Annotated in this window: 15 protein-coding genes and 1 pseudogene; 12 read left to right on the top strand and 4 right to left on the bottom strand. The window is 68.7% G+C overall.

What is annotated here, in order from left to right; translation table 11 throughout:
• Positions 1 to 30: 30 nt before the first annotated feature.
• From V5F59_RS16230 to V5F59_RS16220, 3 genes are all read right to left on the bottom strand, one after another.
• Positions 31 to 414 carry a hypothetical protein gene (locus V5F59_RS16230; RefSeq protein ID WP_393976246.1) on the bottom strand — a complete coding sequence of 128 codons (384 nt, stop codon included), beginning with the start codon at positions 412 to 414 and terminating at the stop codon, positions 31 to 33.
• On the bottom strand, positions 380 to 1072 hold the full coding sequence (locus tag V5F59_RS16225) for a hypothetical protein (RefSeq protein WP_393976245.1): 693 nt from the start codon (positions 1070 to 1072) through the stop codon (positions 380 to 382). Before V5F59_RS16225 ends, V5F59_RS16230 begins: the two co-directional genes overlap by 35 nt.
• A gap of 82 nt (positions 1073 to 1154) precedes the next feature.
• Positions 1155 to 2066: a LysR family transcriptional regulator gene (locus V5F59_RS16220; RefSeq protein ID WP_393976244.1), complete on the bottom strand. Its 912-nt coding sequence runs from the start codon at positions 2064 to 2066 to the stop codon at positions 1155 to 1157.
• A gap of 121 nt (positions 2067 to 2187) precedes the next feature.
• On the opposite strand from V5F59_RS16220, the pseudogene V5F59_RS16215 reads away from it, so the two are divergent.
• From V5F59_RS16215 to V5F59_RS16160, 12 genes and pseudogenes are all read left to right on the top strand, one after another.
• Positions 2188 to 2499, top strand: a pseudogene (locus V5F59_RS16215) (Dabb family protein); the annotation flags it as partial.
• Positions 2500 to 2626: 127 nt separating this feature from the next.
• Positions 2627 to 3715 carry a maleylacetate reductase gene (locus V5F59_RS16210; RefSeq protein ID WP_393976243.1) on the top strand — a complete coding sequence of 363 codons (1089 nt, stop codon included), beginning with the start codon at positions 2627 to 2629 and terminating at the stop codon, positions 3713 to 3715.
• A gap of 3 nt (positions 3716 to 3718) precedes the next feature.
• A complete protein-coding gene (locus V5F59_RS16205; RefSeq protein ID WP_393976242.1) occupies positions 3719 to 5110 on the top strand; it encodes an amidohydrolase family protein in 1392 nt (463 codons plus the stop codon).
• Positions 5111 to 5120: 10 nt separating this feature from the next.
• A complete protein-coding gene (locus tag V5F59_RS16200) occupies positions 5121 to 6038 on the top strand; it encodes an NAD(P)-dependent oxidoreductase (protein ID WP_393976241.1) in 918 nt (305 codons plus the stop codon).
• Positions 6035 to 6916 carry an intradiol ring-cleavage dioxygenase gene (locus tag V5F59_RS16195; protein WP_393976240.1) on the top strand — a complete coding sequence of 294 codons (882 nt, stop codon included), beginning with the start codon at positions 6035 to 6037 and terminating at the stop codon, positions 6914 to 6916. Before V5F59_RS16200 ends, V5F59_RS16195 begins: the two co-directional genes overlap by 4 nt.
• Positions 6917 to 6981: 65 nt before the next feature.
• Positions 6982 to 8406 (top strand): FAD-linked oxidase C-terminal domain-containing protein, encoded by a 1425-nt coding sequence (locus V5F59_RS16190; RefSeq protein ID WP_393976239.1) that lies wholly within the window; start codon positions 6982 to 6984, stop codon positions 8404 to 8406.
• Positions 8407 to 8414: 8 nt separating this feature from the next.
• On the top strand, positions 8415 to 9953 hold the full coding sequence (locus V5F59_RS16185; protein WP_393976238.1) for a sugar ABC transporter ATP-binding protein: 1539 nt from the start codon (positions 8415 to 8417) through the stop codon (positions 9951 to 9953).
• Positions 9946 to 10905, top strand: coding sequence for an ABC transporter permease (locus tag V5F59_RS16180; RefSeq protein WP_393976237.1), 960 nt, complete (start codon positions 9946 to 9948; stop codon positions 10903 to 10905). The genes V5F59_RS16185 and V5F59_RS16180 overlap by 8 nt, the downstream gene beginning before the upstream one ends.
• Positions 10902 to 11876 carry an ABC transporter permease gene (locus V5F59_RS16175; RefSeq protein ID WP_393976236.1) on the top strand — a complete coding sequence of 325 codons (975 nt, stop codon included), beginning with the start codon at positions 10902 to 10904 and terminating at the stop codon, positions 11874 to 11876. The genes V5F59_RS16180 and V5F59_RS16175 overlap by 4 nt, the downstream gene beginning before the upstream one ends.
• Before the next feature lie 46 nt (positions 11877 to 11922).
• The gene (locus V5F59_RS16170) at positions 11923 to 12897 is read left to right on the top strand and encodes a sugar ABC transporter substrate-binding protein (protein WP_393976235.1); all 975 of its coding nucleotides are present in this window, start codon (positions 11923 to 11925) and stop codon (positions 12895 to 12897) included.
• Positions 12898 to 12990: 93 nt separating this feature from the next.
• A complete protein-coding gene (locus V5F59_RS16165; protein WP_393976234.1) occupies positions 12991 to 13278 on the top strand; it encodes a YciI family protein in 288 nt (95 codons plus the stop codon).
• Positions 13279 to 13312: 34 nt separating this feature from the next.
• Positions 13313 to 13876 carry an NADPH-dependent FMN reductase gene (locus V5F59_RS16160; protein ID WP_393976233.1) on the top strand — a complete coding sequence of 188 codons (564 nt, stop codon included), beginning with the start codon at positions 13313 to 13315 and terminating at the stop codon, positions 13874 to 13876.
• Between the two features lie 163 nt (positions 13877 to 14039).
• Here V5F59_RS16160 and rnk read toward each other — a convergent pair whose 3' ends face one another.
• On the bottom strand, positions 14040 to 14492 hold the full coding sequence (gene rnk, locus V5F59_RS16155) for a nucleoside diphosphate kinase regulator (protein ID WP_393976232.1): 453 nt from the start codon (positions 14490 to 14492) through the stop codon (positions 14040 to 14042).
• Positions 14493 to 14727 lie beyond the last annotated feature (235 nt).

Genomic DNA, 14727 nt, shown 5'->3' with positions numbered 1-14727 from the left:
GTCCACGCATAAGGCTCCACCGCGGCGAATTCAACTCACACTGCCCAGACCCTGGACCGACACCCTCCTCCATGGCCGGACGGAGGCGACGGGAATGCACCGCCACGGAAACGAGGCGCTCAGAAGAACGGTGCCCAGCGGCGGGGTGTCCATGATGCGCGGGATGCCGTTCCACCCGCTGGGGCCGGCATTGGTCAGCAACACCTCGAAGGTGCACTCGGCACCGGGAAGGCAGACCGGAGCAACCTGCCGCTTCAGTAGGGTCAGCGCCGGGGTGGGCGGCGCGCACGGCTCGTAGATGGCGACATCGCCGATGCGCGCGGCGTCGTTGCGCGTCAGCCCGGCGCTGTCGACCGGCCCGTCCGCGCCGACATTGATGTCAGCGTCGATGAGGCAGGATTGCGCCAGGCCCACAGGCGGATAGGGCGGGCCTCCGGCGGGATAGGCGGCTTGCGGCCCCGGACGGGAGCAACTCGTCGACGGCGCCCGCCGGCGTGCCCTGGATGCCGTTCACCTCCGCGTCGTCGGTGGAGGTGGTGGCGCCGGGGGCGAAGCACAGGACATCGCCGGACAGCCACACGGTCTGGTCAGGCTTGGTCCGATCGATGGACCAGCCGCGCGGCGCGTAGCCGTAGCCGAATGCGACGCCGCTGGCGCAGTTCGCACGGACAAAGGGCTGCCCCTCGTTGCGCCGATCGTAGAAGCCGACGTCATAGCGGCCAGAGGAAAGCCAGGCGCCCGCCGGATTGAGCGCATAGCGCAGCGCGCGGGCCTCATGGGGCCGGGCGAACGCATTCTCCATATTGAGGCCGAGGTTGCGGAAGCCGCCGCGCTCGCCGAGCCGCATGACGTCCCGGTCGCCGCATTCGGAGAAGGTGATGTCGCTGACCGGATGGCTGTAGCCCAGCCGCGTTATATCCTCCGGCCGCGAGAAGGACGCCGGAACGAGGAGCGCGCGACGGACGTCCGACACATCGAAGAATCCGTCGGGCCCGATCCGTACCGACCAGACAGAATTATGCCTTTCATCATCAGGCAGGGCCGCGCCGATGTCCTGGCCCGCGCCCGACACACCGCGGAGCGTGCTCGCCGGTCGCTCGCCGTGGCGCTCACCCTACCCGGTCGGAAATCGCAAAGCCGCCGGTCGGCAGCCCTCACCGGAGGAACAGGCTGTTGGAGGCCTGGCGCACGTAGTTCACCAGGTAGTCGGTGAACACCCTGATCTTGGCGGGCAGGCGCTCCCGGTTCTGGTAGGCGATGTTCATGGTCAGCATGGGAAGCTGCCAGTCCTGCATCACCGGCACCAGCCGCCCGGCCTCGATATCGCCCTGCACGATGTAGATGGGCTGGATGAGAATGCCGAGGCCGCAGAGGGCCGCCTGTCGGATCACCTGCCCGTCGTTGCAGTCGAGCGCGGCGGAGATGCGCACCGTGCGCTCCACGTCGCCCTTGGTGAGACGGAGCGAGAAGGGGTCCTGCGCGAGGTTGTAGACCAGCATGTCGTGCCGGGTGAGGTCGGCGGGCTCCCTTGGCCGGCCATGCTCTTCGAGATAGGCGGGGGAGGCGGCGAGCACGCGGTGCATCCGCCCGAGGCGGCGCACGATGATGTTCGTGTCGGGCTCATGCAGGCGGGTGCGGATGGCCACGTCGATACCGGCCTCGATGAAGTCGAGATACCGGTTCGCGACCGCGATGTGCACGCTGAGCTTGGGATAGAGCTTGCGGAATTCCGGCAGCATAGGCGCCAGATAGATGGTGGCGAAGGAGAGCGAGCTCGTTACCCGCAATAGACCCTGCGGGGCGAGCGTATGCTCGTTCACCGCCTCTTCCGCCTCCGCCAGCTCCGTCAGCAGGGTTCCGCTGCGCTGGTAGAATTCCTGTCCCGCCTCCGTCAGCCACAGGCGGCGGGTGTTGCGCTCCACCAGCCGCGCCGAGAGGCGTTCCTCCAGCGCCGAGAGATGCCGGCTCGCCGCCGCGTTCGACATGCCGAGCGCCTCCGCCGCGCGCGAGAGGCTGCCGAGCTCGGCGGTCTTCACGAACACCTCGATCTGGGTCAGGCGATCCATATTTCCAGGGTCATATTTCCACTTGGCGCAAAAGACCGTTCCATAAAATCCGGTTTATTTCCGCTGCGCGCAAGTCAAAACTCATCCTCAACGAAAGACCAATAAGGTCGAGGAAACGCCAATGATCGGACCCGTCCGGCACATCGTCATGTGGCGGGTGGGCGGTGAGACGCGCGAGGAGCGCGAAGCCGCCCGCCTGAAGGTGAAAGCCGCGTTCGAAGGCCTCAGGGGCCGTGTCGCGGGCCTCACCCATGTGGAAGTCGGCCTCGACATCAGCGACGTGGATTATGCGTGCGACGTGGTGCTCGTGTCCGAGTTCGCGACCCCCGCCGATCTCGCCGCCTATGCCTCCCATCCCGAGCATCTGCGCGTGCGCCAGGAACTGGCCGACCTGCGGATCGCAAGGTTCCAGGTGGATTATGTGGCGGCCGAACCCACGCCCCGCAGCGCCGCGACAAGCGCGACGGAAGCGGCCCTGCACCCGCGCGGCGCGCTCGTCGCCGGCGCGTGAGCAAACCGGCGCCCGCCGGCGCCCACGTGTTCCCGCAAGAGAGATCATCATGATCGACACCTTCACCTACGAGGCCCTGCCCATCCGCGTCCGCTTCGGGCGCGGCACCGTCGCCGAGGTGGGCGCCGAGGTGGCGCGGCTCGGCGGCCGTCGGGCCCTCGTCCTCACCACGCCCCAGCAGGCGGGGGAGGGGCAGCGCATCGCCGGGCTCATCGGTGCTGGATGCGCCGGCGTCTTTTCCGGGGCCACCATGCACACGCCGGTGGAGGTCACCGAAACCGCGCTTGATGCCCTGCGGGCAGCGGACGCCGATTGCGTCGTCGCCCTGGGCGGCGGCTCCACCACCGGGCTCGGCAAGGCGCTGGCCCTGCGCACCGGCGTGCCCCAGCTCGTCATCCCCACCACCTATGCGGGCTCGGAGATGACGCCCATCCTCGGCGAGACCCAGGGCGGGCGGAAGACCACCATCCGCTCCCTCGACGTGCTGCCCGAGGCGGTGATCTACGACGTGGAGCTGACGGTGGGCCTGCCGGCGGCCTTGTCCGCCACCTCCGGCGTCAACGCCATCGCCCATGCGGTGGAGGCGCTCTACGCCCGCGATCGCAACCCGGTGATCTCGCTGATGGCCGAGGACGGCATCCGCACCCTGTCCTCGGCGCTGCCCATCCTCATCCATGAGCCGGCGAACATGGAGGCCCGCACCATGGCGCTTTATGGCGCGTGGCTGTGCGGCTGCTGCCTCGGCGCGGTGGGCATGGCGCTGCACCACAAGCTCTGCCACACGCTCGGTGGCACCTTCAACCTGCCCCATGCCGAGACGCACACCATCGTGCTGCCCCATGCGGTGGCCTACAACGCCCCGGCGGCGCCGGAAGCCATGGCCGCCATTACCCGGGCGCTGGGCGCGCCGGATGCGGCGCAGGGCCTGTTCGACCTTGTCCGGGCCCTGGGCGTGCCGCGGGCGCTCGCGGACATCGGCATGCCGGCCGACGGGATCGAGCGGGCCGCCGACCTCGCGGTGGAGAGCCCGTATTGGAACCCGCGCCCCGTGACGCGTGATGGCATCCGCGACCTCATCGCCCGCGCCTTCGCCGGCGAGCGGCCGGTTGCGGTCGAGCCCGCAGAGGAGGCCGCCTGAGCCATGAGCCAGAGCAGCAGCCCCAGCACCTCCGGCCGGCGGATCCTCATTTCCGGCGCGACCATTCTCTCGCTGGAGCCATGCGTCGGCGACCTGCCGGTGGGCGACATCCTCGTCGAGGGCGAGCGCATCGCCGCCATCGGCCCGCACATCGAGGCGCCCGACGCCGAGCGGGTGGACGCTGCGGGGCGCATCTGCGTGCCCGGCTTCGTCAACGCCCACATGCACACCTGGCAGACGGGGCTGCGCAGCCTCGCCGCCGATTGGACGCTGCTGGAATATTTCCGCTGGGTGCATGCGGGCCTTGCGACCCGCTTCCGGCCGGACGACATCGGCATCGCGACGCTGGTAGGCGCGCTCGGCCAGATCGATGCCGGCACCACCACGCTGGTGGATTGGTGCCATAACAACCCGACGCCGGACCATACCGATGCGGCCGTGGGGGCGCTGGCGGAGAGCGGCATCCGCGCCGCCTTCTTCCACGGCTCGCCCAAGCCCGATCCGAGGCCCGGCGAGCCGCATTTCTCCGAGGTGCCGCACCCCCGCGCCGAGATCGAGCGTCTGCGTCGCGGCCAGTTTGCGGGCGACGATGGGCTCATGACGCTCGGCCTCGCCATCCTCGGCCCGCATTATTCCACGCTGGAGGTGGCCCGCGCCGACTTCCGCCTCGCCCGCGACTTCGGCCTTGTCGCCTCCATGCACCAGGGCGGCGGCGCGGCGAAGACGCCGGGCGGCTGGGAGACGCTGATCGCCGAAGGGCTGGTCGGGCCGGGCATCAATCTGGTGCACGGCAACGACCTTTCCGATGAGCTGTTTTCCCGCCTCGTGGACCTCGGCGCCTCCTTCTCGGTGACACCCGAGAACGAGATGACCCAGGGCCACGGCTTCCCCGTCACCGGCCGGCTGCTGAAGCGCGGCGCCGCGCCCTCCCTCGGGGTGGACCTCGAGAGCGTGCTGGCCGGCGACATGATGGGCGTCGCGCGCATCGCGCTGGGCATGCAGCGGGTGCTGGACAATACGGACAGCCGCCGCGAGACCGGCGCCATTCCGGCCACCGCCACCGTGCGGGTGCGGCAGGCGCTGGAATGGATCACCATCGCGGGCGCGCGCATGTTGGGGCTCGACCACCGCATCGGCTCCCTCGCCCCCGGCAAGCAGGCCGACCTCGTGCTCATCGATGCCCGCGCCCTTCACCTCCAGCCGGTGCACGATCCCGTCGCAACGGTGGTGATGCAGGCGGGCCGCGGGGACGTGGAAGCGGTGATGATCGCCGGGCGCTTCGTGAAGAAGGACAGGACGCTGCTTGCAGGCGGCATCGACGACAAGCTCGCCCGGCTCTCCGCCTCGGGCACGCGCATCGTCGACGAGCTGGGCCTCGGCAGGAAGGCGGCGTGAGGAGAGGATGATGGCTGACACACAATCCCTCGGCTGGATCGGGCTCGGCAAGATGGGCCTGCCCATTTCCACCCGCCTCGCCGGCGCCGGCCGCGACATCGCCGGCTTCGACCGCGACCAGCAGCGCATCGCCGAGGTCGCCGGTGGCGGAGTGACCCCCGCCGCGACGCTGGAGGAGGCGGCCGGCCGCGATATGGTCTTCACCTCGCTCCCGGACGACAGGGCGCTGAGGGCGGTGGCCCTCGATGGCCCGCTGCTCGCCGTGATGCGCAAGGGCGCGATCCTGGTGGAGACCTCCACGGTCAGCCCCACCATCTCCGCCGAGCTGGCGCAGGCGGCGGAAGGGCAGGGCATCCGCTACCTGCGCGCGCCGGTCTCCGGCAACGCGGCCATCGCCCACACCGGCAACCTCACCTGCTTCGTCTCCGGCCCGCGCGAGGCGTTCGAGACCTTCCTGCCGGTGGCGCAGGACTTCACCCGCGCCCAGAAATATCTCGGCACGGCCGAGGAGGCGCGCTACGCCAAGCTCGCGGTCAACCTGATGATCGCCGTCTCCGCCGCCATGATGGGCGAGAGCATCGTGCTCGCGCGCAAGGGCAACCTCGTCTGGCAGGACATCCTCGACGTGCTCACCAACAGCGCGGTGGGCTCGCCCATGGTCCATTACAAGGCGAAGAGCCTTGAGACGCGCGACTTCAACTCCACTTTCTCCTGCCGGCAGATGGCCAAGGACCTCGACCTGATCGTCGGGGCCGGCCACGCTGCCGAGATGGCCATGCCCCTCGCCACGCTCACGCGGGAGATCTACGGCGCGCTCATCGGGCGCGGCGACGGCGAGACGGACTTCATTGCCACGGTCCGCCTCGCCGAATGGCTCGCAGGACTAGGCGAGCCGGATCTCGAGAAGAACGAAGGGAGGCTCGCATGAGGAATTTCGACCAGTTCAGCATCACCCAGGCGGTGCTGGAGCGCGTCGCCAACGCGCCGGACGACCGCATTCGCCAGATCAGCGAGGCGCTCATCCGCCACCTGCACGATTTCATCCGGGAGGTGCGGCCCACCCAGGCGGAGTGGGAAGCGGGCATCGGCTTTCTCACCGACACCGGGCACATGTGCACCGGCACGCGGCAGGAATTCATCCTGCTCTCGGATACGCTCGGCGTGTCCATGCTGGTGGACGCCATCAACCACGACCACCAGACCGCGGTCACCGAGAGCACCGTGCTCGGCCCCTTCTATGTGGAAGGCCCGCCCGAGGCGCCCTGCGGCACCGACATTTCCGGTGACCTCGCCGGCGAGCCCATGTTCGCCTCCGGCACGGTGGCGACCGCGGACGGCACGCCGCTCGCCAATGCCATCGTCGATGTGTGGCATTCGGACGAGGATGGCTATTACGACGTGCAGCACGAGGGCGCGGACCTCGTGGCGCGGGCCCGGTTCCGCACCGACGAGAACGGGCGGTTCCATTTCTGGTCCATCCGCCCGGCAGCCTATCCCATCCCGCACGACGGGCCGGTGGGCAAGATGCTGGAGGCGCAGGGGCGCCATCCGTGGCGTCCGGCACATGTGCATTTCATGATCGAGGCCCCCGGCCACGAGAAGCTCGTCACCCATGTGTTCGTGTCCGGCGACCCCTATCTCGACAGCGATGCGGTGTTCGGGGTGAAGGACTCGCTCATCCGCGACTTCACCGCCCACCCGGCGGGAGCGGCGCCGGACGGGCGGGTGATGGACCGGCCCTGGTGCCAGCTCACCTACGATTTCCGCCTCAACCCGATTTCCGCCGCGACCTCGCGGGCGGCGTAACGAACGGACACACAATATCGCGCAGCAAAGCCCGGCCAACGGGATGCGTGCGGAGGGAGGAAAGCATGTCTGCCCATATGACCATCGGCGGCCGCCCCATGGATGCCGTGCTGGCGCGCCTCACCGAGATCGTCGGCGAGCGGGCCACCCGCGCCCAGGGCGTGCTCGCCGACCATGGTCGCAGCGAGGCCTATCATCCGGCGACCCCGCCGGACGTGGTGGTGTTTCCGGAGACGACAGCCGAGGTGCAGGCGATCGTCCGCCTGTGCCGCGAGATGAAGCTGCCCCTCGTCGCCTTCGGCGCCGGCACCTCGCTGGAGGGGAACGCGGCCGCGCTCCACGGTGGCGTGTGCCTCGACATGGGGCGCATGAATGAGGTGCTGAAGGTGAATGCGGAGGACATGGACGTCACCGTCCAGTCCGGCATCACCCGCAAGCAGCTGAACGCCCAGCTGCGGGACACCGGCCTGTTCTTCCCCATCGACCCGGGGGCGGACGCCTCCATCGGCGGCATGACCTCGACGCGGGCCTCCGGCACCATGGCGGTGCGCTACGGCACCATGAAGGACAACGTGCTGGCGCTGGAAGTGGTGCTGGCGGATGGCCGCGTCATCCGCACCGCGCAGCGGGCGCGGAAATCCGCCGCCGGCTACGACCTCACCCGCCTGTTCGTGGGCGCCGAGGGCACGCTCGGCGTCATCACCGAGATCACCCTGAAGCTGCATCCGCAGCCGGAGGCCATCTCCTCCGCCGTGTGCGCCTTCCCGAACCTCAAGGCCGCCGTGGACACGGCCATCGCCGTCATCCAGTCCGGCGTGCCGGTGGCCCGCGTCGAGCTGCTCGATGCCGTGATGATGCGCGGCATGAATTTGCACGCCAAGCTCGGCCTGCCGGAACTTCCGCACCTCTTCTTCGAGTTCCACGGCTCCAGGGCCTATGTGGCCGAGCAGGCGGAGACGGCGCAGGCGCTTGCGGCGGAGCTCGGGGGGCAGGGCTTCCAGTGGGCGACGACACCGGAGGAGCGCAGCCGGCTCTGGCAGGCCCGCGACAACACGCTTTACGCCGGCCTCGCGCTGCGCCCCGGTGCCAGGGCCATGATCACCGACGTGTGCGTGCCCATCTCCCGCCTCGCCGAATGCCTCGTGGAGACCGCGGCGGACATCGCGGAAACTGGCCTCACCGCCCCGGTTGTCGGCCATGTGGGCGACGGCAATTTTCACCTGCTCGTGCTGCTCGATCCGGACAGCGGCGAGGAGCTCGCCCGGGCCAAGGCCTTCTGCGATCGCCTTGCGCGGCGCGCCATTGCGCTCGACGGCACCTGCACGGGAGAGCACGGCATCGGCGTCGGCAAGATGGATTTCCTGCCCCTGGAGCTGGGCGAGGCGGTGGACGTCATGCGCCTCGTGAAGGGCGCCCTCGACCCGGACGGCATCATGAACCCCGGCAAGATCTTCCGGCCCCGCGCATCGAACCACGGAGACGCACCATGAGGGCGGTCATGGCAACATCGCCTCGCCTCGAGCTGGCCGCGCCGCCGGCCGCGCCCGGAGCGCCGCTTCTGGAGCTGAAGGGCATCTCCAAGACCTTTCCCGGCGTGAAGGCGCTCGACGACGTGTCCTTCGCCGTGTGGCCCGGCGAGGTGCACATGCTGCTCGGCGAGAACGGCGCCGGCAAGTCCTCGCTCATGAAGGTGCTGTGCGGCGCCTACCAGGCCGACGCCGGCGAATACTTCCACAATGGCCAACGGATCGAGATCCGCTCGCCCGCCGATGCGCGGCGCTTCGGCATCGCCGTCATCTTCCAGGAGTTCTCCCTCGTCCCCTATCTGGACGTGGCGCAGAACATCTTCCTCGGCCGCGAGTTCCCCTCGCGCATTCCCGGCCTCATGGACCGCCGCCGCCTCTACCGCGAGGCGAAGAAGGTGCTGGACCTCATCGGCCTCGACGTGAACCCGCGCACCAAGGTGCACGCTCTCGGCGTCGCCCAGCAGCAGATGGTGGAGATCGGCAAGGCGCTCTCCCAGGATGCGCGCATCCTGGTGATGGACGAGCCCACCGCCGCGCTCTCCGACCGGGAGACCGAGCGCCTGTTCGAGGTGATGCGCCAGCTGCAGGCGAAGGGCGTCGCCATCGTCTACATCTCCCACCGCATGGCCGAGGTGTTCGCCCTCGGCGATCGCATCACCGTGCTGCGCGACGGCAAGCTGGTGGGCCGCGCGCTCCCCGGCGAGACCACGCCGGACGAACTGGTGCGCATGATGGTCGGCCGCAATGTCGACATGTCCTATCCCCGCCGCTTCGCCACCGAGCCGGGCGAAGTGGTGCTGGAGGTGAGCGGCCTTTGTTCCACCAATGGCATTCGCGACATCCACCTGAAGGTGAGGGCAGGGGAGATCGTGGGCCTGTGCGGCCTCGTCGGCTCCGGCCGTACGGAGGTGGCGCGCGCCATCTTCGGCGCGGACGAGGTGACCGCCGGCGAAGTCCGCATCTTCGGCAAGGCCAGGACCGGCGGCCCGGACGCCGCGGCTTTCGCCGGCGTGGGCCTCATCCCCGAGAGCCGCAAGACGGAGGGGCTCGCCCTCATCCGCACCGTCAGCGACAACCTCGCCGTGGCCGGCCTGCCGAAGCTCTTTCCCAACATGATGTTCTCGCCCGGCAGGGCGCGGCGCTCGGCGGAGGAGCTGATCTCCCGCCTGCGCATTGCCACCCCCTCGCCGAACCAGAGCGCGGCGGTGCTCTCGGGCGGCAACCAGCAGAAGGTGGTGATCGGCAAGTGGCTCGCCGCCGGCACGCGCCTGTTCATCTTCGACGAGCCGACCCGCGGCATCGACGTGGGCGCGAAATCCGAGATCTTCGCCCTCATCGACCAGCTCGTGGCGGAAGGCGCGGCGGTGCTCATGATCTCCTCCGAGCAGGCGGAGATCGTCCATGTCTGCGACCGCGCCTACGTCATGCGCGGCAAGCGCGTCGTCGGCGAGTTGTCGCGCGCAGACCTCTCCGAAGAGAACATCGTCCGAATGGGGATGCACGATGAGTGACCGGGCCCTTTCCTCCCCCCTCGCGCGGGCGCGCATTCCATCAGTGCCCGGCGTCGCCGTGGCGCTCGCCGCCCTGTGCGTGCTGTTCGCGGTGGCGAGCCCCGGCTTCCTCACCGCCGGCAACCTCTCGAACATCCTCGTCCAGTCGGTGATCCTGCTGCTCCTCGCCTTGCCGATGACGCTGATCATCATGACCGAGGGGCTGGACCTCTCCATGGGCGCGGTGCTCACCCTTGCCTCGCTGGTGCTGGCGCTGATCGTGGTCGCCACGCAGTCGCTGGTGCTGGGTCTTGCGGGGGCGCTGGCTGTGGGCCTCGTCTTCGGCCTCGCCAACGGCTGGCTGGTGTCGGTGCTCGGCATCCCGCCCTTCGTCGCCACGCTGGGCACGCTGGGCGCGGCGCAGGGGCTCGCGCTCATCGTCTCCGACGGGCAGAGCGTGGTGGGCATCCCGCGCTTCGTGCGGCAGGTCTATTCGGGCGAGGTGGCGGGCATCCCCAACCCGATCCTCATCGGCGCCGGCTTCTACGCCCTGTTCCACGTGCTGCTCTACCATACCCGCTTCGGCACCTATGTGTGCGCGCTGGGCGGCAACCGGGACGCGCTGACGCTGGCCGGCGTGAAGTGGAGGCGGCTGCTGATCGCGGTCTACATGCTCGGCGGCACCATGGCTGGCGTCGCAGCCCTGCTGATGACCGCCCGCATGAATGCCGGCCATCCCACCGCCGCCATCGGCATGGAGTTCGACGCCATCGCCGCCGTGGCGCTGGGCGGGACCTCGTTCGAGAAGGGCAACGGCTGGATCTTCGGCACGCTCATGGGCGTGCTCACCGTGGGCGTGCTGCGCAACGGGCTGAACCTCATGGCCGTGCCGTCCTCGGTGCAGGTGGCCTGCATCGGCGCCCTCGTCATCTTCGCCCTCTTCCTCGACGGCATGCGGAGCCACAAGTCATGAGCCTCGCCGGCGACATCTCCGCGGGGGCGCCCCGCATCCACCTCTCCAAGGACGTGCAGCAGCTGCTCTACCGGCTGTTGGCGGCGGGCCTCCTGTGTGTGGCGCTGAGCCTCGCCACGGAAGCCTTCTTCACCACCAACAACATCCTCAACGTGCTTCGGCAGGCGAGCCTCCTGTTCTTCCTCGCCTCGGGGCTGACGCTGGTGATCCTCACCGGCGGGCTGGACCTGTCGGTCGGCGCCAACATCGGGCTTTCCGCCTGCCTCGCCGCGACCGTCATCAAGGCCACCGGCTCGCCGGTGCTGGGCACGCTGACGGGGCTCGCCACGGGCTGCGCCATCGGCATCTGCAACGGCCTCATGGTGGCGAAGCTGAGGATCCCTTCCTTCATCGCCACCTACGGCATGCTCTGGGTGCTGCACGGCATCACCTACTATTACATGGGCGGGGAGACCATCCACGGCTTCCCGCCCGGTTTCCGGCAGATCGGCTCGGGCTATTTCCTCGGCATCCCGATCCCGGTCTACCTGATGATCGGCTTCCTCATCGCTGGCACGGTCTTCGCGCAGCGCACCGTGTGGGGGCAGCAGATCTATGCCATCGGCGCCAATCCGGTGGCGGCCCGGCTCACGGGCATTCCGGTCGATCGGCGCCTTATCCTCGTCTACGCCTTCTCGGGCGCCATGGCGGGGGTTGCCTCCATCGTCTTCCTCGCCCGGCTGAATTCGGCCGAGGGCGACATCGGTGAGGCCATGACGCTGCCGGCCATCGCGGCGGTGCTCATCGGCGGCGCCTCCCTTTTCGGCGGGGTGGGCAGCGTGTTCGGCACCTTCGTCGGCGCGCTGATCCTGACCCTGGTGCTGAACGGCATGAACCTGCTCGCGGTGAACGCCAGCTGGCAGCCCCTGGTGACAGGCGTGATCGTCATCTTCGCCGTGTGGCTCGACATGGTTGGCCGCAGGCGCTCCTGAGCCCGACGCGTACCCCAGGCAACGACCAAAAAACGGAGGAACCCCAATGACGAAGCTCAAGCTGCTCGCCGCGGCGCTGCCCGCCGTGCTGATCTCCACCGGTGCGCTCGCGGCCGACGAGACCATCGCCGTCTTCACCAAGAACCAGACCAACCCCTATTTCCAGACCGTGCGCGTGGGCGCCGAGGCGGCTGCCAAGTCCCTGGGCGCGAAGGTGGTGCACTACATTCCCACCAAGCCGGACTCGATCCCCGAGCAGCTGAGCCAGATCGAGGACGTGATCGTGAAGAAGCCGAGCGCCATCGTCTTCGTGCCGGTGGACTACAAGGCCATGGTGCCGGGCGTGGAGCAGATCAACGAGGCGAAGATCCCGGTGGTGAACGTCACCGACCGCAGCGCCGGCGGCAAGTTCCTCGCCTTCGTGGGCGCGGACGACTACAGCCTCGGCCTCGAGACCGCCCGATACCTGCTGAAGGAGATGGGCGGCAAGGGCAACGTGGTGATCCTGGAAGGTGTGAAGGGTTCCCTCACCAACATCGACCGGGTGCGCGGCTTCAACGACGCCATCAAGGAAAACAAGGACGTGAAGCTGCTGGCGAGCCAGCCCGCCAACTACCAGCGCCTGCAGGGCCTGCAGGTGATGGAGAATCTGATGCAGTCCCACCCCCAGATCGACGGCGTGCTCGCCGCCAACGACGCCATGGCCGTCGGCGCCATCGAGGCGCTGGACGGCGCCAACCGCAAGGCCAAGGTCATCGGCATCAACGGCACCAAGGAGGCCGTGGACGCCATCAAGGCCGGAAAGCTGCTTGCCTCCGGGGACTACAACGGCTTCGTGCAGGGCTGCATCGGCACCATGGTGGCCATCCGTGCCCTGCGGAACGAATCCATCGTCGGCGAGGTGGTGCTGAAGCCCACCGTGGTGAACGCGTCAAACTATCAGCCTTATGACGTTCCGCTCGAATCCCGCGCCTGTCCGAGCTGGAGCGAGGCCGCGGCCATGTCCACGAAGACGAACTGAAGGCGTCAAACGCGTTAGATACCATCGAACCTCTAGAAGGGGCGGCTCCGGTGAAGTCTGGACGCCGCCCTTGTCCTCGCAGGAGCCTGCCGCATGCTGTTCGCCATCCACGCCGTTGACCGGAAAGGCGCGCTCGACACCCGCCTCGCCCATTACGAGGCGCACAAGGCGTTTCTCGCCGACACCTCCGCCTTCGGCGTGACCATCGTCATGTCCGGCCCGCTGGTCGCAGATGACGGCGCGACCATGATCGGCAGCCTGTTCCTGGTGGAGGCGCCGGACCGTGCCGCGGCGGAACGCTTCAACGCCGCCGACCCTTTCCACAAGGCGGGAATCTGGGAACGCGTGACCATCACCGGTTTCCTCCGCCGCCAGGGCTGACGGCCGATCATCCGCGTTTCACTGGAGAAAAGACATGGCAAGCGACGCCCGCCCGATCCGGGTCGTGGGGATTTCCGGCAGCCTGCGCGCAGGCTCCTACAACACGGCAGCCCTGAAGGCGGCCATCGCGCTCGCGCCGGAGGGCATGAGCATCGAGGCGGCCGAGATCGGCGATCTTCCCCATTACAACGACGACGTCCGCCTCGCCGGCTATCCGCCGCAGGTGCAGCGCTTCCGCGACCAGCTGACCGCGGCCGACGCCATCCTGTTCGTGACGCCGGAATACAATTATTCCATTCCCGGCGTGCTGAAGAACGCGATCGATTGGGCCTCGCGCCCGCCGAGCCAGCCGTTCGACAACAAGCCCGTGGCCATCATGGGCGCGAGCATGGGCATTCTCGGCACGGCGCGGGCGCAATACCAGCTGCGGCAGATGCTCGTCTTCCTCAACGCCTTCCCGGTGAACAAGCCGGAGGTGATGATCGGCGCCGCCCAGACCAAGTTCGATGCGGACGGCAAGCTGACCGACGAGGCGACGGCGGACTTCATCCGCCAGCTCCTCTCAGCGCTCGCGGCGTGGACCGAGCGGCTGCGTTGACGGTGCCTAGCGGGCCCGGCGCCGGCGAGTGAGCCCGGCACCGTGCCCGCTCAGAAGCCGTCCCCGGTCCCTGTCCGGGGGCGTCGTCTCCAGCGGATCGCTCTCCAGGCGTAAGGAAAGAGCGCGCGCCGATCACCGGTGAGGCGTAATCCCACCTTCGGCCTCACCGTGCATGTTCCTTGCTCTCCTGATCGACCTTCTGCCCGTCCGGGGAGCGTCCAACCGGTGCAACTTCGATGATCTGCAACGTGTGACGGCGTCCGTCTCGGGCGGTCCAGCTGATGGACTGGCCTTCCGAAAGCCCGATCAATGCGGCGCCGATGGGGGTCATCACCGACACCCGGCCGGCGGCGATGTCCGCATCTTCGGGATAGACCAGCTTTACGGTCCGCATGCTGCCGCCCGAGCTATAGGTCACGGTCGCCTCCATCTGCACGGCGTTCGCCGGTACCTTTCCAGCCGGCACGAGGCGTGCCCTTTCGAGTTCGCCAAGCAGCTCCTCGGCGACCTCCGGCATGCGGTCGAGCGCAGCGGTGGCGAGGCCGGTGAGGCGCTCGTGGTCGGGGCGGCTCAGAACGAGCGCGGGAAGGCGGACGGAACGGGGTTGCGTCTTCATGGTGATGGGTCGCCGCAAGCGCGCGCGGCGCCACGTCCGTTCTGGCGTGGCGCGGGCTCAGGGATGGAGATCGGGTGAATGCGCGCTGCCAGTGGCTGCCGCGCAGGTGCGCGAACAAGACATCGTCACCCCGGCACTCGGGGCGCAAGATCCGAGCGCGGGGCTATTTTCCTGCGATGGGGCAGGGGCGGCGGTGAGGGCTGAAGGTGGCGCTCATCGCATAATGAGGCCTCTC

This window comes from Xanthobacter nonsaccharivorans, from assembly GCF_043194755.2.
GTDB classification, from domain to species: Bacteria; Pseudomonadota; Alphaproteobacteria; order Rhizobiales; family Xanthobacteraceae; genus Xanthobacter; species Xanthobacter autotrophicus_G.
Note: the sequence above shows the minus strand (reverse complement) of the source record. Positions and strands in the feature narration are given on the sequence as shown.